General features: G+C 42.0%; 24 protein-coding genes. 7 read left to right on the forward strand and 17 right to left on the reverse strand.

Translation table 11 applies throughout. From position 1 onward, the window contains the following. Both AC4E92_RS07075 and AC4E92_RS07080 read left to right on the forward strand, forming a co-directional pair. Positions 1-527: MurR/RpiR family transcriptional regulator (locus AC4E92_RS07075; protein WP_490239897.1), on the forward strand; the 527-nt coding region annotated here is incomplete at its 5' end. Beyond that, a complete protein-coding gene (locus AC4E92_RS07080) occupies positions 517-1914 on the forward strand; it encodes a xylulokinase (protein ID WP_490239898.1) in 1398 nt (465 codons plus the stop codon). The genes AC4E92_RS07075 and AC4E92_RS07080, both read left to right, overlap by 11 nt. On the opposite strand, the gene AC4E92_RS07085 is transcribed toward AC4E92_RS07080, so the two are convergent. The 8 genes from AC4E92_RS07085 to AC4E92_RS07120 all read right to left on the reverse strand — a co-directional run bounded on the left by AC4E92_RS07085 (position 1915) and on the right by AC4E92_RS07120 (position 10775). Next, entirely contained in the window at positions 1915-2880 is a 966-nt protein-coding gene (locus AC4E92_RS07085) for a histone deacetylase family protein (RefSeq protein ID WP_490239899.1), read from the reverse strand. Continuing rightward, on the reverse strand, positions 2877-3314 hold the full coding sequence (gene rpiB, locus AC4E92_RS07090; protein ID WP_490239956.1) for a ribose 5-phosphate isomerase B: 438 nt from the start codon (positions 3312-3314) through the stop codon (positions 2877-2879). Before rpiB ends, AC4E92_RS07085 begins: the two co-directional genes overlap by 4 nt. Before the next feature lie 6 nt (positions 3315-3320). Next, complete coding sequence (locus AC4E92_RS07095) at positions 3321-3674, reverse strand: STAS domain-containing protein (RefSeq protein WP_490239900.1); 354 nt, start codon at positions 3672-3674, stop codon at positions 3321-3323. After that, positions 3667-4266, reverse strand: a complete 600-nt coding sequence (lexA, locus tag AC4E92_RS07100; RefSeq protein ID WP_490239901.1) for a transcriptional repressor LexA — start codon at positions 4264-4266, stop codon at positions 3667-3669. The genes AC4E92_RS07095 and lexA overlap by 8 nt, the downstream gene beginning before the upstream one ends. After that, the gene (locus tag AC4E92_RS07105; protein ID WP_490239902.1) at positions 4263-4640 is read right to left on the reverse strand and encodes an archease; all 378 of its coding nucleotides are present in this window, start codon (positions 4638-4640) and stop codon (positions 4263-4265) included. Before AC4E92_RS07105 ends, lexA begins: the two co-directional genes overlap by 4 nt. Beyond that, positions 4625-7051: a DNA gyrase subunit A gene (gene gyrA, locus AC4E92_RS07110; protein WP_490239903.1), complete on the reverse strand. Its 2427-nt coding sequence runs from the start codon at positions 7049-7051 to the stop codon at positions 4625-4627. Before gyrA ends, AC4E92_RS07105 begins: the two co-directional genes overlap by 16 nt. A 12-nt stretch (positions 7052-7063) precedes the next feature. Further along, a complete protein-coding gene (metG, locus tag AC4E92_RS07115) occupies positions 7064-8947 on the reverse strand; it encodes a methionine--tRNA ligase (RefSeq protein ID WP_490239957.1) in 1884 nt (627 codons plus the stop codon). 268 nt (positions 8948-9215) lie between these two features. Continuing rightward, positions 9216-10775, reverse strand: coding sequence for an MBL fold metallo-hydrolase (locus tag AC4E92_RS07120; protein WP_490239904.1), 1560 nt, complete (start codon positions 10773-10775; stop codon positions 9216-9218). A 159-nt stretch (positions 10776-10934) separates the two neighbouring features. Here AC4E92_RS07120 and AC4E92_RS07125 point away from each other — a divergent pair, with 159 nt between their 5' ends. From AC4E92_RS07125 to AC4E92_RS07135, 3 genes are read left to right on the forward strand one after another with little or no spacing between them, the layout of a single operon-like run. Further along, entirely contained in the window at positions 10935-12236 is a 1302-nt protein-coding gene (locus tag AC4E92_RS07125; protein WP_490239905.1) for an ABC transporter substrate-binding protein, read from the forward strand. Positions 12237-12287: 51 nt separating this feature from the next. After that, entirely contained in the window at positions 12288-13169 is an 882-nt protein-coding gene (locus AC4E92_RS07130; protein WP_490239906.1) for a carbohydrate ABC transporter permease, read from the forward strand. A gap of 3 nt (positions 13170-13172) precedes the next feature. Further along, the gene (locus AC4E92_RS07135; RefSeq protein WP_490239907.1) at positions 13173-14009 is read left to right on the forward strand and encodes a carbohydrate ABC transporter permease; all 837 of its coding nucleotides are present in this window, start codon (positions 13173-13175) and stop codon (positions 14007-14009) included. A 4-nt stretch (positions 14010-14013) separates the two neighbouring features. On the opposite strand, the gene AC4E92_RS07140 is transcribed toward AC4E92_RS07135, so the two are convergent. Both AC4E92_RS07140 and AC4E92_RS07145 read right to left on the reverse strand, forming a co-directional pair. Further along, entirely contained in the window at positions 14014-14361 is a 348-nt protein-coding gene (locus AC4E92_RS07140; RefSeq protein ID WP_490239908.1) for a hypothetical protein, read from the reverse strand. A gap of 3 nt (positions 14362-14364) precedes the next feature. After that, the gene (locus tag AC4E92_RS07145) at positions 14365-15597 is read right to left on the reverse strand and encodes a DUF1576 domain-containing protein (RefSeq protein WP_490239909.1); all 1233 of its coding nucleotides are present in this window, start codon (positions 15595-15597) and stop codon (positions 14365-14367) included. A 99-nt stretch (positions 15598-15696) separates the two neighbouring features. On the opposite strand from AC4E92_RS07145, the gene AC4E92_RS07150 reads away from it, so the two are divergent. Together AC4E92_RS07150 and AC4E92_RS07155 are read left to right on the forward strand one after the other, a co-directional pair. After that, positions 15697-16125 (forward strand): 4Fe-4S binding protein, encoded by a 429-nt coding sequence (locus tag AC4E92_RS07150; protein WP_490239910.1) that lies wholly within the window; start codon positions 15697-15699, stop codon positions 16123-16125. Continuing rightward, complete coding sequence (locus AC4E92_RS07155) at positions 16109-17875, forward strand: aldehyde ferredoxin oxidoreductase N-terminal domain-containing protein (protein WP_490239911.1); 1767 nt, start codon at positions 16109-16111, stop codon at positions 17873-17875. The genes AC4E92_RS07150 and AC4E92_RS07155 overlap by 17 nt, the downstream gene beginning before the upstream one ends. A 33-nt stretch (positions 17876-17908) precedes the next feature. Here AC4E92_RS07155 and AC4E92_RS07160 read toward each other — a convergent pair whose 3' ends face one another. The 7 genes from AC4E92_RS07160 to AC4E92_RS07190 form a co-directional block, all read right to left on the reverse strand. Then, a complete protein-coding gene (locus AC4E92_RS07160; RefSeq protein WP_490239912.1) occupies positions 17909-19165 on the reverse strand; it encodes a glycerate kinase type-2 family protein in 1257 nt (418 codons plus the stop codon). A gap of 32 nt (positions 19166-19197) precedes the next feature. Then, positions 19198-20529 (reverse strand): RNA-guided endonuclease IscB, encoded by a 1332-nt coding sequence (gene iscB / locus AC4E92_RS07165; protein WP_490239913.1) that lies wholly within the window; start codon positions 20527-20529, stop codon positions 19198-19200. Positions 20530-20793: 264 nt separating this feature from the next. Beyond that, a complete protein-coding gene (locus AC4E92_RS07170; protein WP_490239914.1) occupies positions 20794-21387 on the reverse strand; it encodes a DUF2238 domain-containing protein in 594 nt (197 codons plus the stop codon). A 59-nt stretch (positions 21388-21446) separates the two neighbouring features. After that, the gene (locus AC4E92_RS07175) at positions 21447-22409 is read right to left on the reverse strand and encodes a TRAP transporter substrate-binding protein (protein ID WP_490239915.1); all 963 of its coding nucleotides are present in this window, start codon (positions 22407-22409) and stop codon (positions 21447-21449) included. 58 nt (positions 22410-22467) lie between these two features. Then, positions 22468-23649, reverse strand: a complete 1182-nt coding sequence (locus tag AC4E92_RS07180) for a Gfo/Idh/MocA family protein (protein WP_490239916.1) — start codon at positions 23647-23649, stop codon at positions 22468-22470. Between the two features lie 11 nt (positions 23650-23660). After that, positions 23661-24758, reverse strand: a complete 1098-nt coding sequence (locus AC4E92_RS07185; RefSeq protein ID WP_490239917.1) for a M24 family metallopeptidase — start codon at positions 24756-24758, stop codon at positions 23661-23663. Continuing rightward, a complete protein-coding gene (locus tag AC4E92_RS07190) occupies positions 24755-26251 on the reverse strand; it encodes a tripartite tricarboxylate transporter permease (protein WP_490239918.1) in 1497 nt (498 codons plus the stop codon). Before AC4E92_RS07190 ends, AC4E92_RS07185 begins: the two co-directional genes overlap by 4 nt. Between the last annotated feature and the right edge of the window lie 8 nt (positions 26252-26259).

Consider the following 26259-nt stretch of genomic DNA (forward strand, 5'->3'; position numbering starts at 1 on the left):
TTCAGCTTGTGAGTGAAGATCAAATAAAAAATGCGGCGGAAACGATTCTAAAAAGCAAAGTGATAGAAATTCTCGCTTATGGATTCGATGGTGTTGCGGGCAAGGATCTGTTTTTGAAACTGAAGGAGTTTGGTTTTCAGGTGAATTTCTTTGACAACCCATTTTTGCAGAGTATTTCCGCTGCACATCTTGGCAGTGATGGATGTGCCGTGGCAATATCGAGCAGCCATTCTTCAACTGATCTTCTCGATTCTATGAACTACTCAAAAAGCTCCGGCGCAAAGGTTATAGCAATAGCATCGCCCGCTTCAAAAATTGCACAGGCGTGCGATATACTATTACCCACTTATGTTGAAACTGAAGTCCTATCAGAAGGCGGTTTTTTGACACGATATTTACAATTGTTCGTCGTCGATCTTTTGATTTTAAAGATGTTCGAGCTGGATGAAGCAAAACTGGAACAAAAATACAGGGATTTCGAACGGATACTGGCTTACAAACGAAGGGGAGATAGAGGTGTCTTCTGAGCTGTTTGCAGCCATAGACATAGGCACAACCAATGTAAAAGTGGCGGTTTTCGACCAGAATGGCACTGAATTGTTCAGTTTCCAGCAAAGATGTGCCCAGTCTTCGAAAAACGACCTGCACGAAATAGACCCGGAAAGATGGTGGAAGGCTGTTGTTCAGGCTTTCCACGCTATGGACGACAGTTTAAGAAAAAAGATCGTCTCGATCTGCACAACAGGGCAGGGACCGACGATCGTATTGGTTGATGAAAACGGCAAAACCGTGAGAAAAGCCATTACATGGCTTGACAAAAGAGGACTTGAACACATGAACTCAATAATTCAAAAAGGTATTGACGAACAAATCGCCACAGTCATCTGTCACCTTCTTGCCGTTAAAGACACTGTAAAAAAGGCTTATCTCATTCAACCGAGTGATTATGTAATTTTGAAGCTGACCGGATCCATCGTGAACGCAACCTTTCCATTCCAGGGATACCTGCCGTGGGATCGCAGAACCTTTGAGCTCTTTGATCTATCCAAAACTTTTCTCATACCAGAATTGATACCAGCCGGGACTTTAATCGGCAAAATCAACAAAACGGCTTCAAAAATTCTGCAAGTGAACGATCACGTTCAAATCATCGCCGGATCACCGGATTTTGCCATGGCGCTCATCGGTACAGGTGTTCTTGAAGATGGTATGCTGTGCGATCGCGGTGGGACATCGCAGGGCTTAACGCTGTGCAGTAAAGACAAATTTTGCTGTCAGGGTCTTATGATAACGCCCTTTTTCATAGAAGATCACCACAAGATCAGTGCTGTCATGACGACAACGGGAAAATCATACGAATGGTTCTCAAGATATGTAGCTCGAACAAGACTGGTCGAACTTTCACAGCTGATTGCGGTGAAAAGACCAACAGGTGTGATTTTTTTGCCTCACCTGAATGGTGAAAGAAGTCCGTACTGGAACAAAGATCTCAAAGGAGTATTCTTTGGTTTGTCTTTGAGAGACGACTGGAAATCGCTCTTAGTATCTGTCATAGAAGGTGTTGCTTATGCGATGAAAAACATCATCCAGATAATGGAATCATGCGGATATAAAATAAAAACCATCAGGTCAACAGGCGGTCAGGCAATGAACGATCTGTGGAATCAAATAAAAGCCGATGTACTGGGAAGGGAAATTGAAATACCACAGGTCTTTGATTCAGAATTACTTGGCTGTGCAATAATTTCGATCTCAGCTCTGACAGGTGAAAACTTTGTCGATCTGAGCAGAAAAATTGTCAGAATTTCAAAGATATTTTCTCCACTGGCTTACAGACACGATGAATACGAAAAATACTTTTATGTGTATCAGCAACTGCACGAGCGCAACATGGATCTTTTCAGCAAACTCTGATCATTCAATGCTTGAAAAGAATTTCACAGCCGCTGAAGCATTTGATTTTGGATTGTATCCTCCTTCTTGAATAATGAGCATTGGCAGTTTGAGCTTTGAGATCTGTTTTGCCATTTTTGCGTAGTCTTCATCGTTCAGATTGAATTTTCCAACCGGATCTTCCGCGTGCGTATCAAAACCAAGGGAAATTATGAGTACATCAGGATAGTAATCTCTTATCTCTCTGATTGCGTAGGAAAGCGCCTGAGAATATTTCTCCCAATCTGCGTGGGGTGGTAAAGGCAAATTCAAATTGAAACCTTCACCCGGACCTTCTCCAACCTCGCTCTCTTTACCGCTTATCCAGGGATAAAAAATTCTCGGATCACCGTGAATCGATATGTAATAAACAATATCGGTGTCATAGAAGATCTGCTGGGTACCATTACCGTGATGAAAATCAAGGTCGAGTATGACTATTTTTTCTGCTCCTCTTTTTATAAAGTAGCTCGCGGCTATTGCGGCGTTGTTGAAATAGCAGTAACCTCCACACAGATTCTGCGTTGCATGATGACCGGGCGGTCTTAGTAGTGCATAAGCCATGCCAGCACCTGATTCCACAATCGATGCGGCTGTTAATACAACATCCACAGCCCTTTTTGCGATTTCAAAAGTGTTGTGAAGAATCGGTGTTCCCGTATCAAAACACATATCATAGCCGAAGACTTCAGTTATATACTCTTCATTTTCCGGCACAGAGGACGATTTTGTCTTCAACCATTCGACGTACATTTCATCGTGAACCATGTAAATGTAGTTCACGGGATATTTACCCGGTGGGACAAGATTGTCAAAACCGTGCAAAATCAGCGCTTCTTTTATCGCATCCACTCTTTCTGGTTTTTCAGGATTTTCTATGAATCTCCCATTGTCAATTTCCTTGGTTGGTTTATAAGTCGAGTGAAATGAATCGTAGACTATTTTCACCCGCCCATCTCCTCGATCTTTTTCACGCGTTTCTCATGCCTTCCGCCTTCAAATTTTTCGCTCAAAAACACTTCAGTTATCCACTGTGCCAGTTCGACGCCTATGAATCTACCGGGAAGTACGAGTACATTCGCATCATTGTGTGATCTTGCCAGTTTCGCCATCTCTGGAAACAAACAGAGTGCGGCACGTATGCCTTTTATTCTGTTTGCCGCTATGCTCATACCAATACCTGTACCGCAAACCAGTATTCCAAAATCCGCATTTTTGGTTTTTATGTCTTCTGCCACCTTTTTTGCAAAATCCGGATAATCAACGGCATCTTCGGAATAAGTCCCTTCATCAAGGACTTTGAAATTTCTGGATACCAAAAACCCTTTCAGCGCCTCTTTAAGCCTGAACCCGGCGTGATCTGACCCAAGGGCGATTTTCAATCGCAATCACTCTCCCAAAAACACTTTTAACGCTTCCTGAACATTTTCACGAATGGAGAAAATCGAATCCAGCGATGTCATTTTAAAAATCCTTCTCAAGTTGCTCTCAAGACCGCAGAGTACAAGAGCACCACCGTTCATTCTACATGATCTCTGAAGGCTTATCAAAACACCGAGTGCCGTACTGTCCATGTAATTAACCTGAGATAGATCAAGAATGATGTTCACTTTACCTTCCTGTACAAAGTTATTTCTCATATCCTCTTTAAAATCCATGGCGTTGCTCATATCAATTTCTCCGGTTGGACGAATTATCCAGACATTTTTGATATTGGTCACGTCATAAAGTTTTTTATCCATAGATTCTTATCACTCCCACTATCTTTCCGATGATTTTCACTCGCGTCGAATCTAACTCTAAGGGCTTCAATTTGGAATTTGCAGGCTGAAGAATCACCTTTTTCTCCTCAAAATATACCCTTTTCAGAGTGCTTTCAGTGTTATCTATCAATACAGCCGCTATATCACCGTTTTCAACAAATTCCTGTTTTCTAACGACTATATAATCTTTGTCGATTATGTGTTCTTCTACCATGCTGTCGCCTTTCACTCTGAGCAGAAAATGCTCAAAACCGCTCTTCACCATACTGATAGGAACTTCAACAAGTTCAGTTGGATTTTCTATCGCTTCGATTGCAGTTCCTGCGGCAATGGTGCCTATCACGGGTAATCTGACTGATTCAGATCTACTGAGAATTCTTATGCTTCTTGCTCTTCTGCCTCTGGTGATATAGCCCTTTTTTTCCAGCGCATCAAGGTGAATCATCGCACCTCTTGGAGTTATACGAAAAGCCCTTGCGACATCTCTGACACTTGGAGGGTATCCATGTTTATCTACATAGGAAACAACAAAATCGTAGACCTTTTTTTGCCTTTCTGTCAATTCCTTCATGTATCAAACACCACCTTCAGGATTATCTTACCTTCTTTTTGTGCAACTTTCAATTCGTGATACGTGAGAGCTTTCAATTCTATGCCGTGAAGTTCAGAAAAACCGACAAAGTCACAGTACAAAAGATTGCCGATTCTGCAGTTATTTGGAAAGAGTTTTCGTGCATCGATCATGTATATCCAGTCATTGACTGTGTCAAAAACCATATCTTCAATTTCTTTGATCGGATACTCTTTTTGAAAAAAAACATCTTTTTTGAGCACCGGTCTGTAGTTGTCCTTTAAGATCTCTATCAGGTCAGTAAAAAGCGATTCGAAACTGTCGCAGATCAACTCGTATCTAAGGTCCGCCGTGTGATCTAATTCTCTGTACATGATTCTACCACCGCGAAACGGGAAACTTCATCTGATTCTGAAAGTTCAACTATTTTGACTCCTCTGGCTGTTCTGCTCAGCAAACTCACCGTTGAAACCTTGAATCTTATAGATTGACCATTTTTGGTCATTACTATCACATCGGAATCTGGATTGGTTACCACATCTATACCGCACAAATAACCAGCCTTTTCCACACCCGGCATTGTTTTTATTCCAACACCGCCTCGAGTCTGAACCCTGTACTCACTCAGTTTAGAACGTTTTCCGAAACCTCTCGCCGTTATGGTGAGAATCTCGCAGTTTTGATCAGAAACATTCACCATACCAACCACTTCATCTGCTTCTCTGAGTTTGATACCTGTAACACCCATGGCACTTCTACCCATCTGCCTGACCTCTTTGAGCTGGAATCTTATGGACATTCCGTGTTTTGTCGCAAGGATTATGTGATCGTTCTCGTCTTTCGACAGTCCCGCAGCGACAACTGTATCGCTGTCCTCAAAGGTTATTGCTCTGATACCGCGACTTGTAACATTTTCAAATTCTTTCAGCGGTGTTCTTTTTATCTTTCCATTTTTGGTCACCAGAACCAGATCACCCAGCCATTCGTCAAAAGAGATCATAGTCAGCACAGATTCATCTTCTTCCAGATTCAGATAAAGCCTCACCGGTTTTCCTTTGCTATCTCTCCCGGTGATCTCTATCTCGTAATTCTTCAACAGATAAGCCTTGCCTTTTGACGTAACAAACAGGGTCTGAGAGTGCGTTTTACTTGTACAAACATTGAGTATTTCATCGTCTTCAGCCGTCCTAACACCGACGATACCCTTGCCTCCCCTTTTCTGACTGCGATAATCTTTCAAACTGGTGGATTTTAGATAACCTTTCTCGGTCAATGTGATCACTATCTCTTCATTCGGTATCAGGTCTTCTGGCATATATTCCAATTCATCAGATGCGTTTTCGATCTTTGTCTTTCTTCTATCACCATATTTTTTCTTGAGCTGTTCAAGTTCCTGATACATAACTTCGTAAACTCTTTCATCGCGTGTGAGAATGTCTTTGACATCCTCTATCTTTTTGATCAGTTGAGAATATTCACTCTGGAGTTTTTCGACTTCAAGACTTGTCAGTCTGCCAAGTCTCATGTCAAGAATGGCTTTTGCCTGTTCTTCTGTTACAGAAAGAGTCTCAATCAGGTTTTTCGTGGCATCATCGCTGTCTTTACTCGATCTGATTATGTCCACCACTACACCAAGAGCCCTCGCGGCTTTCATAATACCTTCTACCACATGTGCCCTTTTCGAATATACATTCAGTTCATACTGAGATCTTGCTCTGATCACATCATATCTGTGTTTTATGAATGCTTTGAGTAATTGAGAAAGATTCATCAACTTTGGCTTTCGGCCGTCGATCACAAGCATCTGAACGCCAAAAGACGTCTGCAAAGATGTATGTTTATACAAATTGTTCAATATGATGTTGTAATTTGCGTTTTTTGGAAACTCTATGACGATTCTCGTACCGCTTTTGTCTGATTCATCTCTGATGTTTTTGATCATCATTTTTGGATTTCTTTCGGCATAGGCGGCTATTTCTTCTATCAGTGCGGCTTTGCTGACATTGTAAGGTATCTCGGTTATCACAAGTTTGTCGTATTTCTTGCCCTCTTCAAACTCAACCTTGGCTCTTAAAATTATCCTGCCCTTTCCGGTTGCATAAACCTCTGGCAGTTCGCTGGCATTCACAACCAGCGCACCTGTTGGAAAATCTGGACCTTTGATCTCTTCAAGAAGTTCAGAAATGGTCGCATCCGGATTTCTTATCAATTTCTGTATGGCGTTTATGACTTCTGTCATATTATGCGGTGGTATGCTCGTTGCCATACCAACTGCTATACCATTTGCACCGTTGATCAGAAGATTTGGCACCTTCGCCGGCAGGACAACAGGTTCATCGAGCGAATCGTCGAAGTTTTTCATCATCGGTACAGTTTCTTTGTCAAGATCCTGCAGCATCTCTTCGGCAAGTTCTGATAACTTTGCCTCGGTGTACCTCATGGCTGCTGGCGGGTCTCTGTCTATGGATCCAAAATTTCCCTGACCGATCACCAGTGGATATCTCATCGTGAACAGCTGAGCAAGTCTTACAAGTGCATCGTACACAGAAGCATCACCGTGGGGATGGTATTTTCCCAGAACCTCTCCGACAATTCTTGCACACTTTTTGGATTGAGCGTTGTGGGTCAGTCCCAGTTCATACATCGCGTAGAGTATTCTGCGCTGAACTGGTTTCAATCCGTCGCGCACATCGGGAATCGCGCGCCCGATGATGACGCTCATTGAGTAATTCATGTAAAGTTCTACGAGTTCTTCTTCTATGTTTTTTGGAAGAACATCTGCCACTTTTAGACCCTCCTATGAGATCGTTGCGCCGGGTGCAATGTCTCCATCCACAGTCAAGATTCTCAGATTGACGCCGTCTTTTGCCGCAAGCAGCATTCCCTGTGATTCAACACCCATGAGCTTGGCTGGTTTGAGATTTGCGACTATAACGATGGTTTTGCCAACAAGATTCTCAGGTTCGTAATACTTTGCTATTCCAGCCACGATCTGTCTCTGTCCAAGTTCACCAACATCGAGTATAAGCTTGAGCAATTTATCAGATTTTGGTACTCTTTCAGCCGAAAGCACCTTTGCCGTTCTCAACTCGACTTTCTTGAATTCGTCAATTTCTATGACGTTAACATTCTCCATCTTTGGCTCACTCTCCTTTTTTTCAAAACTGAATTCCTTCTTCTCAAACAAAGGCTTACCATGAATCACTTTTACAGATGGTTTCAGAACACCCCACTTATCGAGAAATTCTCTGGAAGGTTTTGAGTCAAAACCAAGTCTTGTCAGAACCTCCCTGGATGAGTCAGGCATCACAGGCGAAAACATCACGGCAACCTTTAACAGAGCTTCACACACGTTGTATAAAACCGTCGAAAGTTTTGAAAAATCCTTTTGTTTTGCCAAAACCCAGGGCTTTTTTTCGTCAAAATACTTGTTTGAAAGCATCAAAACTTCCAGAATCTTTTCTACAGCCTGTGTCAAAGAGTACTCGTCCATCAATTTTTGATATTCTTTGATGCGTATCATAACGTCCTGTTTGAATCTCTCATCGACATCGTCGCTACCTTCACAAGCAGGTAAGATTGATGAATAGTGCTTTTCCACCATCGCAAGGGTCCTGTGCAACAAATTACCGTAATCATTTGCCAGATCCGAGTTCAACCTGTTTACGAGATTTTTCTCGGAGAAATCTCCATCTTTACCGAAGTTTATGTCTCTGAGAAGGTAGAATCTGAGAACATCGTTGCCGTACTTTTCAATGAAATAAGTTGGATCTATGGCATTACCTAAGGATTTTGAAATTTTCTGTCCATCGACTGTTAGCCAGCCGTGGGCGAAAACAACCTTTGGCAAAGGCAGTCCCACAGACATCAACATGGCAGGCCAGACGATGGAGTGGAAACGATTTATCTCCTTACCTATCAGATGTAAATCAGCCGGCCAGTATTTGTTGAACTTTTCCATATCAAACGGATAACCAATCGCAGAAACATAGTTTATCAGTGCATCGACCCAGACGTATATAACATGCTCCGGGTCATTCGGCATCGGAACTCCCCATTTGAATGTGGTCCGCGTTATACTCAGATCTTTCAATCCACCTTGAAGTATTTTGAGCATCTCGTTCCTGCGAAAATCTGGCTGGACAAAGTCTGGATTTTCCTCATAATGCTTTAAGAGTGCATTTGTATATTTCGAGAGCCTGAAGAAATAGTTTTCCTCACTTATATACTTCAACTCTCTGCCACAGGAAGGACAGAGTTTTTCAGCACCTATTTCATCCTCGTTCCAGTAAGTTTCGCACGGTACACAATACCAGCCTTTATACTCACCTTTGTATATATCACCGTTTTCTAACATTTTCTTGACAAAATACTGGACTACTTTCATGTGGTTTTCATCTGTGGTTCTTATAAAACCATCATTGGTGATCCCAAGCCTATTCCAGAGCTTTTTGAATCTACCCGCGAGCTCGTCGCAGAAATCCTGTGGGCTTTTGCCAGATGCATTCGCGGCTTGCAAAATCTTCTGACCGTGCTCATCTGTACCGGTGAGAAAAAAGACGTCATATCCCATCATGCGTTTATAGCGCGCTATTATATCGGCAACTATCGTCGTGTAAGCACTGCCGACATGGGGATCCGAGTTGACATAGTATATCGGTGTAGTGATATAAAACTTCAGAAAAATCACCTCCACTGCTTTTTTTATTTTACCGCATTTTCGTCGTTTTTCAGCGCTGTCAACCCAATTTTCTACAATATGCAAAAAAATGTACTCTTTTCTAAATTTTTCTTGCCTTTTCTATTTGTCAGGGCACCTATTGCAAAATGTCCGTTGCTTGTTAATTTTAAAAGATAATCGAAAGGCTTTTGCCACCGGCTGAAGCTGAATAAGCGGCGGGTAGTTGACTATAAGAAAATTTCAACTCACATTGAGTTTTGCTTAAAATTCACAGCCAAAAAACATCATCCAAAATCACCTTTTGTCCCCATCGACTCACAAACCACTGTTTATTTGTAGTGTGAACGGGCAGTATCAGATCTGGATTCAATTCATTTATGATCTGTTCAAGTTTTGCAGCCCGAACATGTCCCGAAGCGTGGAATTGTTTTGTGAATTTTGCTTGACCATTTTCATCAATTTCAAAACCGTATGTTTTTATGGAAAACCTTTTGATCCAGTTGCCGAACCTTAAAAAATCCATCTGTTGTTCTTCTGTATATGCTTCGCTCGAAGAATGAATGTAAATCGATCCTTTCAGGACTTCTTCGTCCAGATCGAGTATATTGTGAAAATCCCAGTAACCTGCCGAGATCATGTAATTCGAAGGTTTTAAATTGATCAACTGTGGTAATAACAAAATCCCATCGGCTTTTGCTTTTTCCATAATTTCTTTTTCGAGACCGGCGAACGACGATTTGGCTGTGTGAAACACCCTCACATGTTCCATTTCTCGATCAGACAACCTCCAGATCGGCTCAACTTCACCCATTTTGACAAGATAGGCATAATCCTTTGGCATTAAAACAAGCGACCTGTCTGTCTGCATTGCGATTTTCAAAAAACTCATCAACCTTTCAAGGTGTTTCACGGAAAAATCGACTATCACAAGCCTGTCAGTATTTTCAACAAGTTCAAGTGCATTCAGATAAACATCTCTTTCATTAGCCGATACGTCCTCTCTTGACACAGTCGTTCCTTCTGTGATCAAAAGCAAAGGGCGTTTGTCTTTTAAAAACTGGAAAAAATTTTCAGTTCTCTTTGAGAGATCAAGCCTTTTTTCTCCCAAATTCTGTTTCCAGAAAATTTCTTCTTCATCTGTCTCGGGTCCTGTCCGAAAATCTCCGGTATAGGCAACCCACCAGTCATCTACTTTTACAACTAAACCTGCCGCTCCGATCACCGAATGATAAACAGGAAGGACATATAACTCATCTTTCCACAGATCCGCAGAACGCAATAAAATGAAATAATTCTCATCCAGATCACACATGCCAGAAGAACTGCTGTGCACGCATATTTTTCTTTTAATATATGCCTTTTTCTCCGTTTTGAGTACATCAAATCTGTATATATCGTCTTCCTGCGGTCTTTGCCTTTTTCTCAAATACAGTTCATTCCACACTTCCTGTCTGATTTCAGCGTTGGTCCTGAGAATGGCAAGTGTTTCATTGGTGGTCAATATGGGTATTGTCTCACTTATCAAACCGTTCAAGCCAGTGTGATCTTCATGACCATGGCTTAAGAAAAGAAAATGCACGCGTTCATTCGTTCCAAATTCAGGTGGCTCAAGATCCTTTCTGTATATGTTGAGCTTTGGTAAAAGCCCGAGTTTTAGAAGATCATGCAAAATCTTGCCAGTACGTGGTTTCAAGTATTCCTCAAAATACAAAGACCACTTTGAGAAATTCAAACCAAAGTCCAGAAGAAAACCGTCATTTGAATTATCAACAATCAGGATTTTATTACCACCTATACAGTCATACCCATCCAAAACGCTGATTTTCAACTCATTTCCCTCCAACATTTATGATGCCACAACATCTTGCCAAAAATTCCTGAGAACCCCGCTGGATTTCAAATTTTGCAAATTGCCTGTGAACTTGATTTATCCGGCAAGAAAAATGTAAAATAAAAACGCCACAAACTTTCGACAGGGGGTGTAAACATGAAGCGTTTGATCCTGGTTGTTCTTTTTGTGACCTTCCTGGTTATTTTCGCAACCGCAAAAACAACCATCACGTTCTGGCATGCTATGAGCGGAGCAAATCTCACAGCCCTTGAACAAATCGTCAAAGATTTCAACGCCACTCATCCAGACATCGAAGTTGTGCCGGTTTTTACTGGAAGCTATGCGGAAACACTCACCAAAGCCATTGCGGCTTACAGGAACAACACACAGCCGCACATAGTACAGGTATATGAAGTTGGCTTGCAGACGATGCTTGACAGTGGAGCCATCGTACCGGTTTTCGAGCTGGCTGAACCAGATTTTGACTGGGGCGACATAGTTGTACCCATTCTGAATTACTATTCTGTGGATGGAAAACTCTATTCAATGCCGTTCAATTCATCAACAGCGATTCTATATTACAACAAAGACATCTTTCAAAAGGCTGGTCTTGATCCAAACAAACCACCAACAACCTTTGACGAGGTCTTTGAATATGGAAAGAAAATAGTTGAATCAAAAGCTGCCCTGGGTGGTATTGCCTTTGGCTGGCCTGCATGGGTGTTTGAGCAAATGCATGCAATTCACGCTCAATTTTATGCCAATAACGAAAACGGAAGAAAGGCAAAAGCAAGCGAAGTTTACTTCAACAGAGATTTCGGTGTGAAAGTTTTCAGCGAATGGATCAAATGGGCGCAGAATGGCGTGCTCGTTTATGGTGGAAGAGAATACAATGCCAATAATGCATTTTTGGCAGGACAGGTGGCAATGCTCATTCAGTCCACATCCTCAGTTGGTTCAATAGAAAGCAAGGCTAACTTCAAAGTCGGTACAACTTTCCTGCCAAGAATACCCGGATATCCAAAAGGAAACTCGGTCATCGGCGGTGCAACTCTGTGGGTAATGAAAGGCAAACCGAAAGAGGATTACAAAGCAGTCTGGGAATTTTTGAAATACGTTGCAAAACCGGAAGTTTCCCAAAAATGGCACAAAGCCACAGGGTATTTCCCGACCAGTAACAGTGCTTTGAAGGCACTGCTCGATGAAGGCTGGTTCTCAGAACACCCAAATCATCTGACCGCTTTTCTGCAGATTTTGAGTGGAATTAACAGACCGGAATCTCAAGGTGTGAGACTTGGCAATTTTGTTGCAATAAGAGATGTTGTGGATTCCGCGTTCGAGAAGGCACTGCAGTACAAAGGACCGGATATTGAAAAAGTAGCAAAAGCCATACTCGATGATGCTGCAAAACAGTGTAATCAAATTCTCAAAGATTACATTTCGCTGTATGGCAAATGATTCACAGGGGGCTTCTGCCCCCTTTCTGGTTAAAAATGGATGGTGATTTGAGTGCACAGCAAATTCCCAAACAAAATCATGCCATATATTCTTTTACTACCATCTATAGTGGTCATAGTGATCTTCTTTTTGATACCAACAGTCCGTTCGATATACCAGAGTTTTTTCAGAGTATCGCCTTTTGGTGATCGCCGCATTTTCGTCGGATTTGGGAATTTTTCAAGACTTTTCAACTCACCAGCGTATGTTGATAGCCTTGTAAGGACATTGATCTTTGCCGGTTCTGTTGTCTTAATTGGTCTTGTCTTTTGCATCATCGTCGCCGCTTTGCTCAATCAAAGACTCAGAGGAATGACCATCTACAGAACCTTTTTCATATGGACATACGCGATTTCTCCTGCAATAGCAGGCACTCTGTGGGCTTTGATGTTCAATCCAGCGACAGGTCCCGTGGTCTATCTTGTGAAACTGCTCAGTGGCAGGACGATCAACTGGATGAACGATGGAAACCTTGCTCTGGCTATCGTCATTATTGCTGCTGTGTGGAAAATGATGGGATACAATATAATCTTCTATCTTGCAGGTTTACAGACTGTCCCAAATGAACTTCTGGAAGCGGCGGCAATAGACGGTGCAAATGGAATAAAGAGATTCATCAAAGTAACTTTGCCATTACTTTCACCAACAACATTTTTTCTGCTCATAATGAACATGCTGTATGCCTTCTTTGAAGTTTTTGGCTTGATCGACATAATGACAAAAGGCGGTCCAGGTAATGCAACGGAGATACTGGTGTACAAACTGTACAGAGACGGTTTCATTGCTATAGACATTGGTTTTGCATCGGCTCAGTCGGTGGTACTGTTTATTTTCGTGACGATACTGACAATTTTGCAATTCAGATATACCCAGCAAAAAGTCTTTTATGGTTAGGTGATGTACGTGAGGGCTTACAGAAAACAGAAAATTCAGGTATACACGATACTTACTATCCTGACTCTCGTAGTGATGTTTCCAATCTACTATGCGTTTGTCATGGCAACACTCAGTTCAATTGAGTCTTACAGTTATCCCCCAAGATTCACACCGGGCACTCATCTTCTGGAAAACATGAAAGAAGCTTGGAAAAATGCCAAAATGGGCAGGTTGATGTTCAACAGTGCTTTTACTGCAACCGTAGTGGCTGTGGCAAAGATATGTTTTTCAATCCTTGCGGCTTTTGCTTTTACCTACTTCGGGGATTTTAAGGGAAAATATTTGTTTTTTGGGCTCATACTGATAACCCACATGTTGCCACTTCCGGTAAGGCTTCTTCCAACGTATGATATGATGAAAGCCTTCGGGTGGGTGAACACTTACTACGCTCTGACTATACCGTTTTTTGCAAGTGCCACCGGCACACTTTTGTTCAGACAACTTTTTCTCACCGTTCCACCGTCTCTTGCCGACGCCGCAAGAATAGATGGTGCCGGACCGATTAGATTTCTCTGGCACATTCTCATACCCCTTTCTAGAACCAATATGGGTGCTTTGTTTTTGATTGAGTTCAACTATATATGGAACGAATACCTCTGGCCACTTGTGATAACCACCACAAAAGAAATGAGAGTCGTACAGATAGGAATAAAAATACTTCTGGCATCTGAAGCCCAGGCTGCCGACTGGAACATAATAATGGCAGGAACAATTATGGCAATGCTGCCGCCTCTGGTAATGCTGTTAATCTTTCAAAAAACGTTCATGGAAGGTTTCAGCATGAAAGAAGAAAAATGAAAATTCAGCTTGAGCTGACAACAAAACTCATTTTCAAAATAGATTTTCCTTTATCATAATCGATCTGCACTGATTTCACCAACATTGAAATGAGCATTAGGTCCTCATCCGAACCGTATTCACCGGCTAATGGTAGATAATAATACGCCATTTCCTCGTGGCTTTCAACTTTAAGATAACTCTCAAGAAGTTGAAGATCCTGATCACTCAGCATGACATTTGCTTGTATCACAACCAGAATATCATCCTTCTGGGCATTGATATCTATATTCAGTTTTTGAGCAGATCTTGAAAAAAGAAACCTCATCAACTGCGTGGACAGTTTTGTTATAACTTCGATCTTTCTTGGCATAACTCATTTTCCCCCCTTGCGAAGAACTTGAATGAGCGGCACCAAAAACATGGCAACCAGTCCTCCCGCAAAACCATTGTTGTAAAGATTAAGACCACCGTGTAAAAATCCCACGTTGTTCACCACGGCAGTGTGAACAAAACCGGCTATTATACCCCAAACCGGTCCGAATTCACCGGCAATGGGTGCAAGGGTTGTTCCAAACAGCGCAGCCAAGACATTGTTTGGTTCGCTGAGACTGTATTTATTGGTCACAGCGCTGATAGTCACTCCTATGACAATCGGTAAAACATTTCTTGGATGTTTACCAAATGCCGAAAAACCCACCACTGTCATGATGCCTCCAATCGTAGGACCATTCAATTGACTGCCTGTTAAGAGCACATACAGGGTCATTAAAAAGCCAAGAATTCCCATGTTGACAAGTGTTATGGGAAAACCTTCCATTATGATGAAATCGCTGACAAGTCTGCCGGAATGTTTCATCAGTTTTCTGTAATTTTTGAAAGATTTTCCATTCAATTTCCAGCCATAATACGTGAGTGAAAAAAAGATCAAAAACATGAAAATAGACAGTAAAAGATTGTTCCCGCTTGACCAGACCATTCTGGAAGGTATTTCATACCCATAGGTTCTCATAAACGCGGCGGCAACCATGCCTATCATTCCACAGGTAAAACCTATATTGTACAGATTGTAGCCTTTGTGGACTGTTAAAAAATGAGCGGCAAGGTCTGTCAGGAAAAAACCAATGGCTATCGCCACGACGTATGAAAATACCACCTGTTTAAATCCGCTCACCGGCAAGAAAAACGCAAGCTGTGTTACAAGGGGTGATATGGCTGTGCCAAAGTACGACACATAAATATATCTGGCAAATGGTTCGCGTTTATAAAGAGAGTAAAGATAGACTCCTATGATTATGGGCCAGACATTGAAGATGTTCTTGCCAAAAAGTGCAAAACCACCGACGGTGAGAACACAGGCAAAAGACAGACCGGTAACGGGAAGTTTCAAAAGCTGGAGCAACCAGGTGAAAATGACCATCAAAAGACCCGAATTGACAAACGCCGCCGAAATACCACCTATTTGAATGTAATCCGTCAAAAGATAATCTGGCACAGTGACAATTTTCACCAAATTTCTGCACAGATCAACCGGATGCCATAACCCACCTGTTATCAGACCAAAAACGATAAAAGCCAAACCGATTGAATAAAGAAAAGTTCTTCGCATAAAAGACCCCCTTTGTTTTTCTAATTCATTTATACCAGAAGTAACTGTATAAAAGTGCTATAGTTATTGGTGATGAAAAATTTAAATGGGGGAATGAAGATGGGAAAAAAACTAACCGTAAAGGATAGAGAAAGGTGTATAGGCTGTTATTCCTGCATGTTTGCGTGCAGTAGAGCATGGCACAATATCATTGGCATAGAAAAAGCGGCACTGAGAGTAAAAAATTATCCTGGAATTGAAGGAGCTTTCTCGGTGAGAGTTTGTCAGGCTTGCCTTGACCCAGAATGTGCGCAGGTTTGCCCAACAGGTGCTCTGAAACCGTCAAAAAGAGGTTATGGAGTTGAACTGGAAAAGGAAAAATGCACTCACTGTATGAAATGCGTCAAAGCATGCAGTGCGGGTGCATTGCAGTGGGACGAGGAAACAAAATTACCCCTGCCATGCCTGCACTGTGGAATCTGTGTGATGTACTGTCCGACAAATGTTTTGCAGATGCAGGAGGTGATAGTCAATGTACAGAATGCTTGAAATAGATCTGAGCACTGGTGAAACAACAGTCAAAGACATATCTGAACTTTTCTCAAAATTCATAGGTGGTACAGGAGTTCTGACCTACATGGCTTTTAAAGAATTAACAAGCCACCTTGACCCTCTATCACCACAGGCACCCATTTTCTTTGGTATAGGACCTTTCAACTGCTATTTTCCAAGTGCCTCAAAAACCATAGCCATCTTCAAATCTCCTCTGACAGGTGATCTCGGCGAATCGCACGCCGGTGGAAGACTCTCAATGGCAATGCTCGCCGCCGGATTTCATGTGATCAGGATAACTGGTAAAGCAGAAAAACCTGTTTACTTATCAATAGATAATGAAAGGGTGAATCTGGTCCCGTGCCGATCTTTGTGGGGAAGGAGTGCTCTTTCCGTAGAACGAATCTTGCGTGAGAAGGAAGACACAAGAAAAGGCAAAAAAAGCATCATGAGGATAGGACCTGCCGGGGAGAGATTATCACCGATTGCCTGCGTCACCGTCGATTCGTCAAGGCATTTTGGAAGACTCGGACTGGGTGCAGTCTTGGGATCCAAGAATCTCAAAGCAATTGTGATCTCAGGAAACAGATATGCATCTATTTCGAACAAGAAAGAATACCAGGCATTCTACAACGACCTATTCAAAGACCTCGCTTACTCGGAAAATACTTACAAATACAGAGACCTTGGAACATCTGCAAATGTCATACCACTTTCAAAAATACACAGTCTACCGACGAGAAATTTCTCTCAGGGTTTTTTTGAAAGTGCTCAGAGAATCAGTGGAGAATTTTTTGCAGATAATTTCCTTGCCCAGCAGATATCATGCTCACACTGCCCAATCGGATGTATCCACATTGCAACATTGAGAGAACTTTTTGCAGACCCTCACATGTACAAGACAATAAAAGTTTCTTACGATCACGAATTGATCTACTCGATAGGTTCAAACCTGAGTATAGCGGATGCATCAGAAATTCTGAAGTTGTTGCAATTCATCGAACGACAGGGCTGGGATGCCATAAGTATCGGAGTTGTGCTGGCATGGGCAACAGAAGCCTTCCAGAAAGGAATAATCAATCTCTCACACACCGATGGTCTTGCACTGAGTTTCGGTGATAGCCAGACCTATATGAAAGTTCTGGAAAATATCGCATCTACTAAGAATGAGTTCTACCAGGATCTTGAAAAAGGTGTTTACCACTGTGCAAAAAAGTACGGAGCAGAGGAATTGGCAATACACTTCAACAAGAACGAAGCACCCGGTTATATGACAGGACCGGATGCCTTCGTGGGTTATGCAGTCGGTGTGAGACATTCTCATCTTGATTGTGCCGGCTACAGTACTGATCAAAAGTTTCTGGGAAGAGATCAGGATCCTGAAAAGGAAGTCAAAATGATGTACGAAGAATCGCTCTGGAGAATGGTTACCAACTCACTGGTTACCTGCCTTTTTGCGCGCAACACTTACACACCGAACATCGTCGAAAAAGGATTAAAACTGCTCGGATACGATGTAGATTTGCAATGGCTCGCCAGAACTTCTCGACTCATCCACGGAATGAAATATCTGCTCAAAGAAAAACTTGGCTTTGAATTTGAAAAACTTGAACTTCCAGCAAAACTCACCAGAATCTATACTGGTAGAGGGATGATAACTACAGATGACTTCAAAAATAGAGTGAAAATTTATGAAAAATTGGTCCAGCAGGACAAGCAACTTGCAAAGGAGTTACTCACAAATTAACCCGTTGAAATTGAGCTTGCTTTGGTAAAAGAATCAGCCGTCGATCAGAGCAACAATCAGATCATTGACATTTGTGCCCGTCGGACCAGTGATTAGAAGGTCATCACTGGCTTTCAGTGCGTTATAAGAATCGTTGTTCAAAAGCATTTTCACAGGATCAATTCCAAATGATCTAATCTTTGCGCAGGTTGTGCCGTCTACTATTCCACCTGCCGCATCGGTTGGTCCATCAGTTCCATCGGTACCGGCGGAACAGATCACAATATTTTCAGTCCCATCTATTTCAATGGCTGCCGAAAGCGCCAGTTCCTGGTTTCTGCCACCCTTACCAGTTCCCCTCACCTGTACAACTGTCTCGCCACCAAGTATCAGCGCGGCAGGTTTTGAAACGGGTCTGTTGTTTTGCAAAATTTCCTTTGCAACAGAAGAAATGAACCTACCAGCTTCTCTTGCTTCGCAAGAAAGCGTGGTGGTAAGGATCATCGTGTTGTATCCAAGTTGTGTGGATATCTTCTGCGCATTTTCACAGGCAATTTTGATACTGCCTATCACATAGCTCTGAACATTGGACAGATGCTTGGGTGTCTCTTCCTGCAACTGTTTGAGAATATAATCATCAACTTTTATATTGTACTTCTCGATTATGTTCATCGCCTGCTGACTTGTACTGGAGTCTGGCCAGGCAGGACCGGAGGCAATGCTATCGAGCCTGTCACCAAGAACATCTGATAGAACAAGCGAGATCACCCTGGCAGGGTAAACTCTCTGCGCAAATCTTCCACCTTTCACCGAGGAAAGGTGTTTTCTGATCGTGTTTATCTCTACAATACTCGCACCACTTTTTAAAAGCTGCTCTGTTAAATCCTGCAGTTGATGCAACGAAATATCTCCTTTTGGTTTTTCAAAGAGCGCAGATCCACCACCGGAGATTAAAAACAAAACAGTGTCATTCTGTGTCAAACCATCCACAATCTGCAAAGCTCTCTGCGTGGCAATGATTGTGTTCTCATCAGGTACAGGATGCCCGGCTTCGTAAATTTCAAGACCATCTATCTGCCCCTGACTGTGACCGTATTTGGTGATAACTATTCCCTTTGATATTTTGCTTTTAAGAATTTCTTTTGCACTTTTTGCCATTCTCCAGGCTGCTTTACCTATAGCAACAAGCACGATATTTGTTGAAATGTCCATATTTACAAGAGCTTTTTCAACCAGTTTATCCGGTAAAACAGACTCTATCGTCTCATTTACTATTTTCATGACATGCTCTCTGAGCTTCTCATTTGCCATCAGATCTGATCCTCCCTTTGACCAGCTTTACCTTACTGGCACATGGTGGCTCCAACATCTAAATGCTGGAGAGGAAATGTGCCGGAAATTTTTGGTCGTTCTAATTCGTAACTGTACCCATCAAACCGCTGAATTACCCTGCAGTATTTGTAAGATATTCCCTGAACAATCCTTTTCCCATTTCTGCCCTTTATATCAAAATATCCACTACTTCTACATGCTACTGTTCCTTTCCATGTACCTTTGTACTTACCTCTTTTGACTACTGCCCTTACCATATCACCTGTCTGAAAACCAAAGAAAAATTTCTGTCTTGCTCTGTGCCCTATAGCAAAACCATATTTATTGACATTTGCCATTTGTCTTGTGCCTCTACCTTTTGCTGTTACATGTAAAATAGTTTTTGTCTTAAACCAAATCCTTTCAGGCGTTGATTGCCCTATGCAAATTGCGTCAAAATGATGATCTTTGGGTAAACCTAATTTAGCTCTGTTCATCTTTGTCAATACACCACTTCCACATTCTATTTGAAGTCCTGTTCTTTTTAGAACTTCGTATATCTTCCATCTTGTGGAGTTAACTAATGAACAGTCTTTTAAGGGTTCTTTGACAAGTTTCTGAATTTCAGCATACCCAAATTCTTCTGCTGTCCTATTTCCCTTTTTCTGATTGCACTCATGGCAGGCTATAACAAGGTTATCTATTCTATCTGTCCCACCTCTTGATTTTGGAATGACATGTTCTATTTCCAGGGGCACATTTGTAGCTCCACAGTACACACATCGCCTGTTGAACTTCTCTAACAGATACTCTTTTATCTCATATCCTAAAAGTGTTCCTTGTTGATATTCCACACCTGAAATTTCTGGGTTCCTTAATTTTTGTGTATCAAATTTGGCATTCTCGTACGAAATAGCATTAACAGGACACAGTTTACATAGCCTTTTTACCCACGTTTCAATGTTGTTTACTCTGCTTTTTAGTGTTGGTGGTAACCGATCTTTGTCCCTTTTCCTGTTCAAAAACCTTGGTTTTCTATACCTTGTTTTTCTACTTCTCCTGCTGTGTCGTAGATTGCGCCTTGTGTCCATCTTCTCTTTTATGTCTGTTTTGTGATGCAGTTGCATCATGAAGATTACTTCAGAATTGTTTTTCAGTATAGCGATGCCTGTGTGCTTGCTCCCGTAGTCTATTTTGAGTCTATAGTCTGGTTTGAATGTTGAGGTATCTTTTAGATCTTTGAGCCGTATAGTGAAAGGATAGATTCTGTGTACAACTGCTTTTCCTTCTTTTAGAAGTTTTCTGGCAACTGCTTCATGGCACGGTGATAAAGGTTTCTTGTTCTTGTTCAATACAAATACCATTTTACAGAGTTTTCCTCCTTCTCCAGTAGGTTTTAAATCTACTGGGTGACGCACAGGCTGGACTACACCTGTATCTCCCATCGCCAATGTTATCCCTGTTTGTTATGTACAGACCACTGTCCCTACCACTTCAGGACTGTTTAAGCCTGTACGGCATTGTCTGGAGCTTGGGACGCACCCCAGAGTGCCATGACAGGGATAACGTAGGAACATCGTCCCCTTGTCCTTCGGGTCAGTCCCTTAGGCTGGTCAACCAGGGCTCCTTCAAGCCTCCGCCTCTATAGGCGGGTGGTAGTTGACCAAAAATCGGCTACCAGCATAAGCACCCAGGATGTTGAATATTAAATCCAACATGGTGTCCTGCAACCCTCTTTGTGCATTAAGTGAGAAAAACTCATCTGCTATAAATTCTGCTATCTCCCAGATAATTCCAGCAAAATTGGTGAGCAGAAATGAAATGAAAACTGCTCTTTTTTTATCTAATTCAGCTTTCCAAAATTTCGAGTTTGTTGCCACAATGAAATAGAAGAAAATCGATCCAAGAGCTGAGCCCACAAAATGCAAGCCCTTATCAAAAAATGGTACAGAATCATAGAAACCCAGAAACTGACCAAAAAACGAATGAAGGAGTATATGAATTCTAAATAGTGTTTTCAAATTCTGCGGAATTTGCTGGTTCACGGTTTTTTCATAATAAAATTCAGGAATACTGCCAAAAAAGAAAACAAGATAACCCACACTCTGAACAATCTTCATTCGAAGTACTGAAAAAACTACAGGTATAAAAGAAATGGCAATGAGCGATTTATCTAAAAGCGACATACTTGACCTTTCTGCTGTCTCAAAGGTACCTTTCATTCCTGTTCACCCATTTTAGGATTATAACATACAAAAAAGGCTGCCTTCCGGCAGCCTTTTCATTGTGCCAAAACTTCGTCCCAGGTTGTGACGGGCCAGGTGGTCTTAAAGAGTTCCTCAATGGCAGGTTTTGCCATATCTCTAATTTTTTGAAGAATCGAAGGTTCAAGAGTGATTACTTTCATACCATTTTTTTCAAGCTCAGCTATGATGTTACTTTCGTTGTCTTTTATTTTTTGCGTAGCCCATGCGCAGACTTCATCTATAATTGTTTCAACAAGCTGCTGGTCATCTTTGGACAATCTTTCATAAGTTGTCCTGTTCATTGTAACCCATCCCACTCCACACAGGTGGTTCGTTAGAGTGAGATAAGACTGTACTTCGTACAATTTGAAAGACAGTATCTGAGTCAGATCTCCTTCAGATGCCTCTGCTCTCTTCTCTTTAAGTGCCTGATAAAGCTCTGTCAGAGGCACAGTAACGGGTTTTGCTCCAATTGCCTCCCATATCTTCACCCAGGTTGGTACAACTGGCAGTCTCAATTTAATATCCTTGAGGTCTTCTAAATCATAGATGGGTTTGTTCGAAGTGAATTGCCTGTAACCACGATAGACCGTCCCGAGGCATATCATATTACCTTTCTCTGCCACCTGAGCTTTTGCCTTTTGACCAAGAGGACCGTTCCAGACTCTTAAAAAGTGTTCGTAATCTTTGATTATAAAAGGTGCGTTGACAAAAAAATACTGTGGTGCGAACACTTCAACAGGACGTCCACCTGTGAATTGAAGATCGACAATACCTTGAGAACACTGGTTGTTCACATCTTCTTCCGAAGCCTGACCGATGATCAGCTCAACACTGATACGCCCATTGGTTTGAACTTCGATTTTGTTTTTGAACAGCTCCATGGCATCAGCCAGTACATGACCTTTCTGGAATGGTGTGGAAGCTTTGAGAGTGATCTGTGCACTGAAGGTAACTATTGAAAAAAGTACCACCAGGACAAAAATACATCTTTTCATCTCTAATCCCTCCTACCCAGAAGATTCTCCCAAGATACACCCCCACACGGCTTGAGGGCTAATCGATTTTCACTTTTCTTTGTAGCTGAGCGGAGACATAAGCAGCGTAAATTACCTGGACAGTCTGTTTGGCAAGATCAAAACCAGATATGGGTTCTCTGTTCTGGAGTACAGCCAGTGCAAAATCTTTCATTTCCTGAGGATAACCTCTCGTCCAGAATTCATCTGCCGATGGGAAACTGTAACCCGCCTTGGTTTCAAGTTTTTCACAAATGTACTCATCTTTCCAGACATCTTCACCAGGCGCAAAAGCAATCATAGAATCGTTCGGAGTCATATTGGCAATGATCATGCCGTTTGACGCGTACAGTTCCATTCTGTTTTTCACACCACCAAGGCTCAGATCTGTTGAAAATATAGTGGCTTTTGAACCATCCTCGAAATCGATAACAGCTATCGACCAGTCTTCGACGTCTTCCCAACCCGTTGCAACGTGGCAGGGTCGATTTCTCAGAGTTTCCATCTTCGTGAGGGATGCCACCTCTCCCATTACTGCAACAGGTTTTATTGGTTTACCATAACGTACAAGCCCCTCAAAATGCTTTATGTGCAATGCAGCACCTATTGGATGAGAGCCAAGCCTCATCAAACTCCCCCCACCTGATGTTTTCCACTTTCTCGAATAAGATGCCTGTGAACCCGAATGACTGCACTCGGCTCTCAGTTCAAAAACAACTCCATCCGAAGCTTTGAGCATCTTCTTCATTTTTTCGATCGCAGGTGCATAAACCCAGTTCTCTGCGTACATAAACTTGATTGCGGAATTTTTGAGCCTCTTTTCCAATAAGCCGATCTTTTCAAGAACCTTTTGATACATCTCTGATTTAGGTATCTCTATTCCCACTCTTTCCAGTTCAGGATGGTCTTCTCCGTAGTAACCGAGTAAGGGCTTTTCACATATTACATGTTTTCTGTTTTCACACGCACAAAGAATCACCGAATCATGCAAATTTGTAGGAGTACATATATCGACAACATCTATTCGATCACTCATACACAATTTTTCAAAATTATCAAATACAAGCGGGATATCATATTGAGCAGCGAATTTTTCTGCATTTTCTCTTCTCGATGCGCAGACACCGACGACTTCTATATATGGATAATTCTCTCTAAAAGCAGCCATATGAATCTTCGCTATGAAACCAGCTCCAGCTATTCCTATGCGAACCTTTTCCACAAAAATACCTCCTACAAAACGAGAATGTCTGGACGAACGAATCTGGTACCATTAACCTGCAGTTCTATCTTTGGAAATACAAATGGTTTTGTTATCATAACAGGTCCAGATTCGGTGATTATAAAACCATCTTCTGACTTTGTGCCGCTGATAGTTGGATTCCAGCAGAAAGCCTGATTTTTCCTCACAAGTTCTTCGCAGGTGGGTGTTACTCTTATATCTCGTGCGTAATATCCCATAGGTCCACCCTGGTGGTGCAATTTCCATTCATCAGGATAACCACGCTTTTTGTATTCTTCGATCGCTGTGAGAACAGGTATGTTCATTTTCTCACCGATCTTTGTTTTTTCAATCATTGCACATTCAATTTCAACATTTTGCCTGTACTGATGAAGAAAATTCTCCGGTATTTTTCCAAAATAAACCATGCGAGTAACAGTTGTGATTAAACCCCTGTATCTGGCATTCACGGAAACCATCACAGATCTCTCGATTTTTTTCATCGTCGGAATCGGATGGCGGTACAATTTTGCCCTTTCATCGGCTGCAATCATAAAACCTGTGGGATCTATTCTGTACTTCCACAGTTCTGCGCTGATCCTTCCGGCAATTTCTGCTTCACTATCACCCGGCTTTGTAAACAACAAAATGCTTTCAAGAGATCTTGAAAGTTTCTCACCAAGATACAGATACCGTTCGATTTCAGCTTCTGTCAATTCATATCTCAATTTATTCAGATCAGATTCAACGTACTCAAACCCACCGATGGGCGTATCTGAACCAACAGTACCAGTAACTATTTTTCTCACTATATCTAATTCTTTATTCTCAAACCATTCGTATGAAATCACCTCAAAACCAAGTTCACTTACCTCCTCATCTCTCATCCTGGGCGATTCAATACGGTTTGTTATCACATAACAGTTGTCTTTCGTCACGAGAACAGAAGCAACTCCCATCTCCGTGGCTATCCCGACCATGTTCAGTCCACCGGCGGTTATCCAGGAAAAATTCGGCTGTTTTCTGAAAAGAACTGCCGGCAAATTCTTTTGCTCGAGAAATTGTCTGACCCTTTTCAACTTGAGAGCGACTTCCTCCAACCTGTTCATGAACTGACAGCCCCTTTCTTTTTTGAAGATGCATAAGAACCCAGCAAGCTGAACACCACAGACAGCAATGCCAGAATCAGCAATGTCAGCGATATGGGACGTTTAAAAACTATTGTCCAATCGTTCTTTGAAACCAGCAGAGCTCTGTTCAAATTCTGTTCTGCCTCTGGACCAAGAATCATACCAAGTACAAGCGGCGGCATTGGGAAACCACCTTTCCTCAATAAATACCCTATAACACCAAATATCAGTGCAACAGCCACATCGTAAAGGTTGTTTCTGAGCGAGAAAGAACCAACGATACACAGTACTAAAACTATTGGCATCAATATCCTGTCAGGAATTTTCAAAATATTTGGTGCTACAACGATTGAAGCAAAACCAACCATGAGCATCAGAAATTGAACAATGAACCAGCCGGCGAATATTGTGTAAATCATATCAGGATTCTGCGAAAACAAAAGAGGACCTGGTCGCACCCCTATGAGTATCAGTGCGCCTAACATCACTGCGGTAACAGCATCTCCAGGTATGCTCAAAGACAGCATTGGCACCATCGCTCCACCAGTGACTGCATTATTCGCCGTTTCACATACAGCGACACCTTCAAGGGCACCCTGACCGAATTTCTCTTTGTTCTTTGACCATCTACGAAGTTCATTGTAAGCAAGAAATGTAGCAATAGTCCCACCCGTCCCGGGTATCACACCTATGACTGTACCTATCACAATACCAAACAAAATAGGTATCAGAATCGAACGAAACTCTTTCCGATTAAGCCAGAAACCAGCAACGGATTTTGTAATCTGCTGTGCCTGTTGTCTTCTCTCAAGTTTATCTATAACCTCTGCGACCGCAAAGACTCCTATCAATACTGGAAGAAATTCAAAACCATTCTCCAATTTTGGGATACCAAGAGTCAATCTTTCAGTGCCTCTGATGTTATCAATACCAATCATTGCGAGCAGCAATCCCAATAAACCAGAGATTGCACCTTTTAAAAGACTTTTCCCAGATACACTTGCGATGATAGTCAACCCAAAAACAGCCAGCGAAAAATACTCGGCAGGTCCAAACTTCAGTGCCATCCTCGCGAGAAATGGTGCAAGAAAAACCATACACACTCCACTCGCAATTCCACCAACAAATGACCCAATCAGAGCCGCACTTAAAGCTTTCCCTGCTTTACCCTGTTGTGCCAGGGGATATCCATCCAGAGCTGTTGCGGCGGCAGAGGGAGTACCCGGCGTTCGAAGTAAAATTGCAGATATAGACCCACCAAACATTGAAGCACAGTACATCCCTATAAGCATCAGCAGTGCTACTTTTGGATCAAGATAATAAGTAAAAGGAAGAAGAAGAATTATACCCATCGAAGAAGTTACTCCAGGTAAAGCACCAACTATTACACCACCAATAACCCCTAAAAGCATTAACATGAAATTCGAAGGCTGCAGAGCGATTTTTATCCCTTCAAGCCAGTAGTTAACCATCTCATGCA

This window comes from Pseudothermotoga sp. (genome assembly GCF_031962025.1).
Classification (GTDB): Bacteria; Thermotogota; Thermotogae; order Thermotogales; family DSM-5069; genus Pseudothermotoga_B.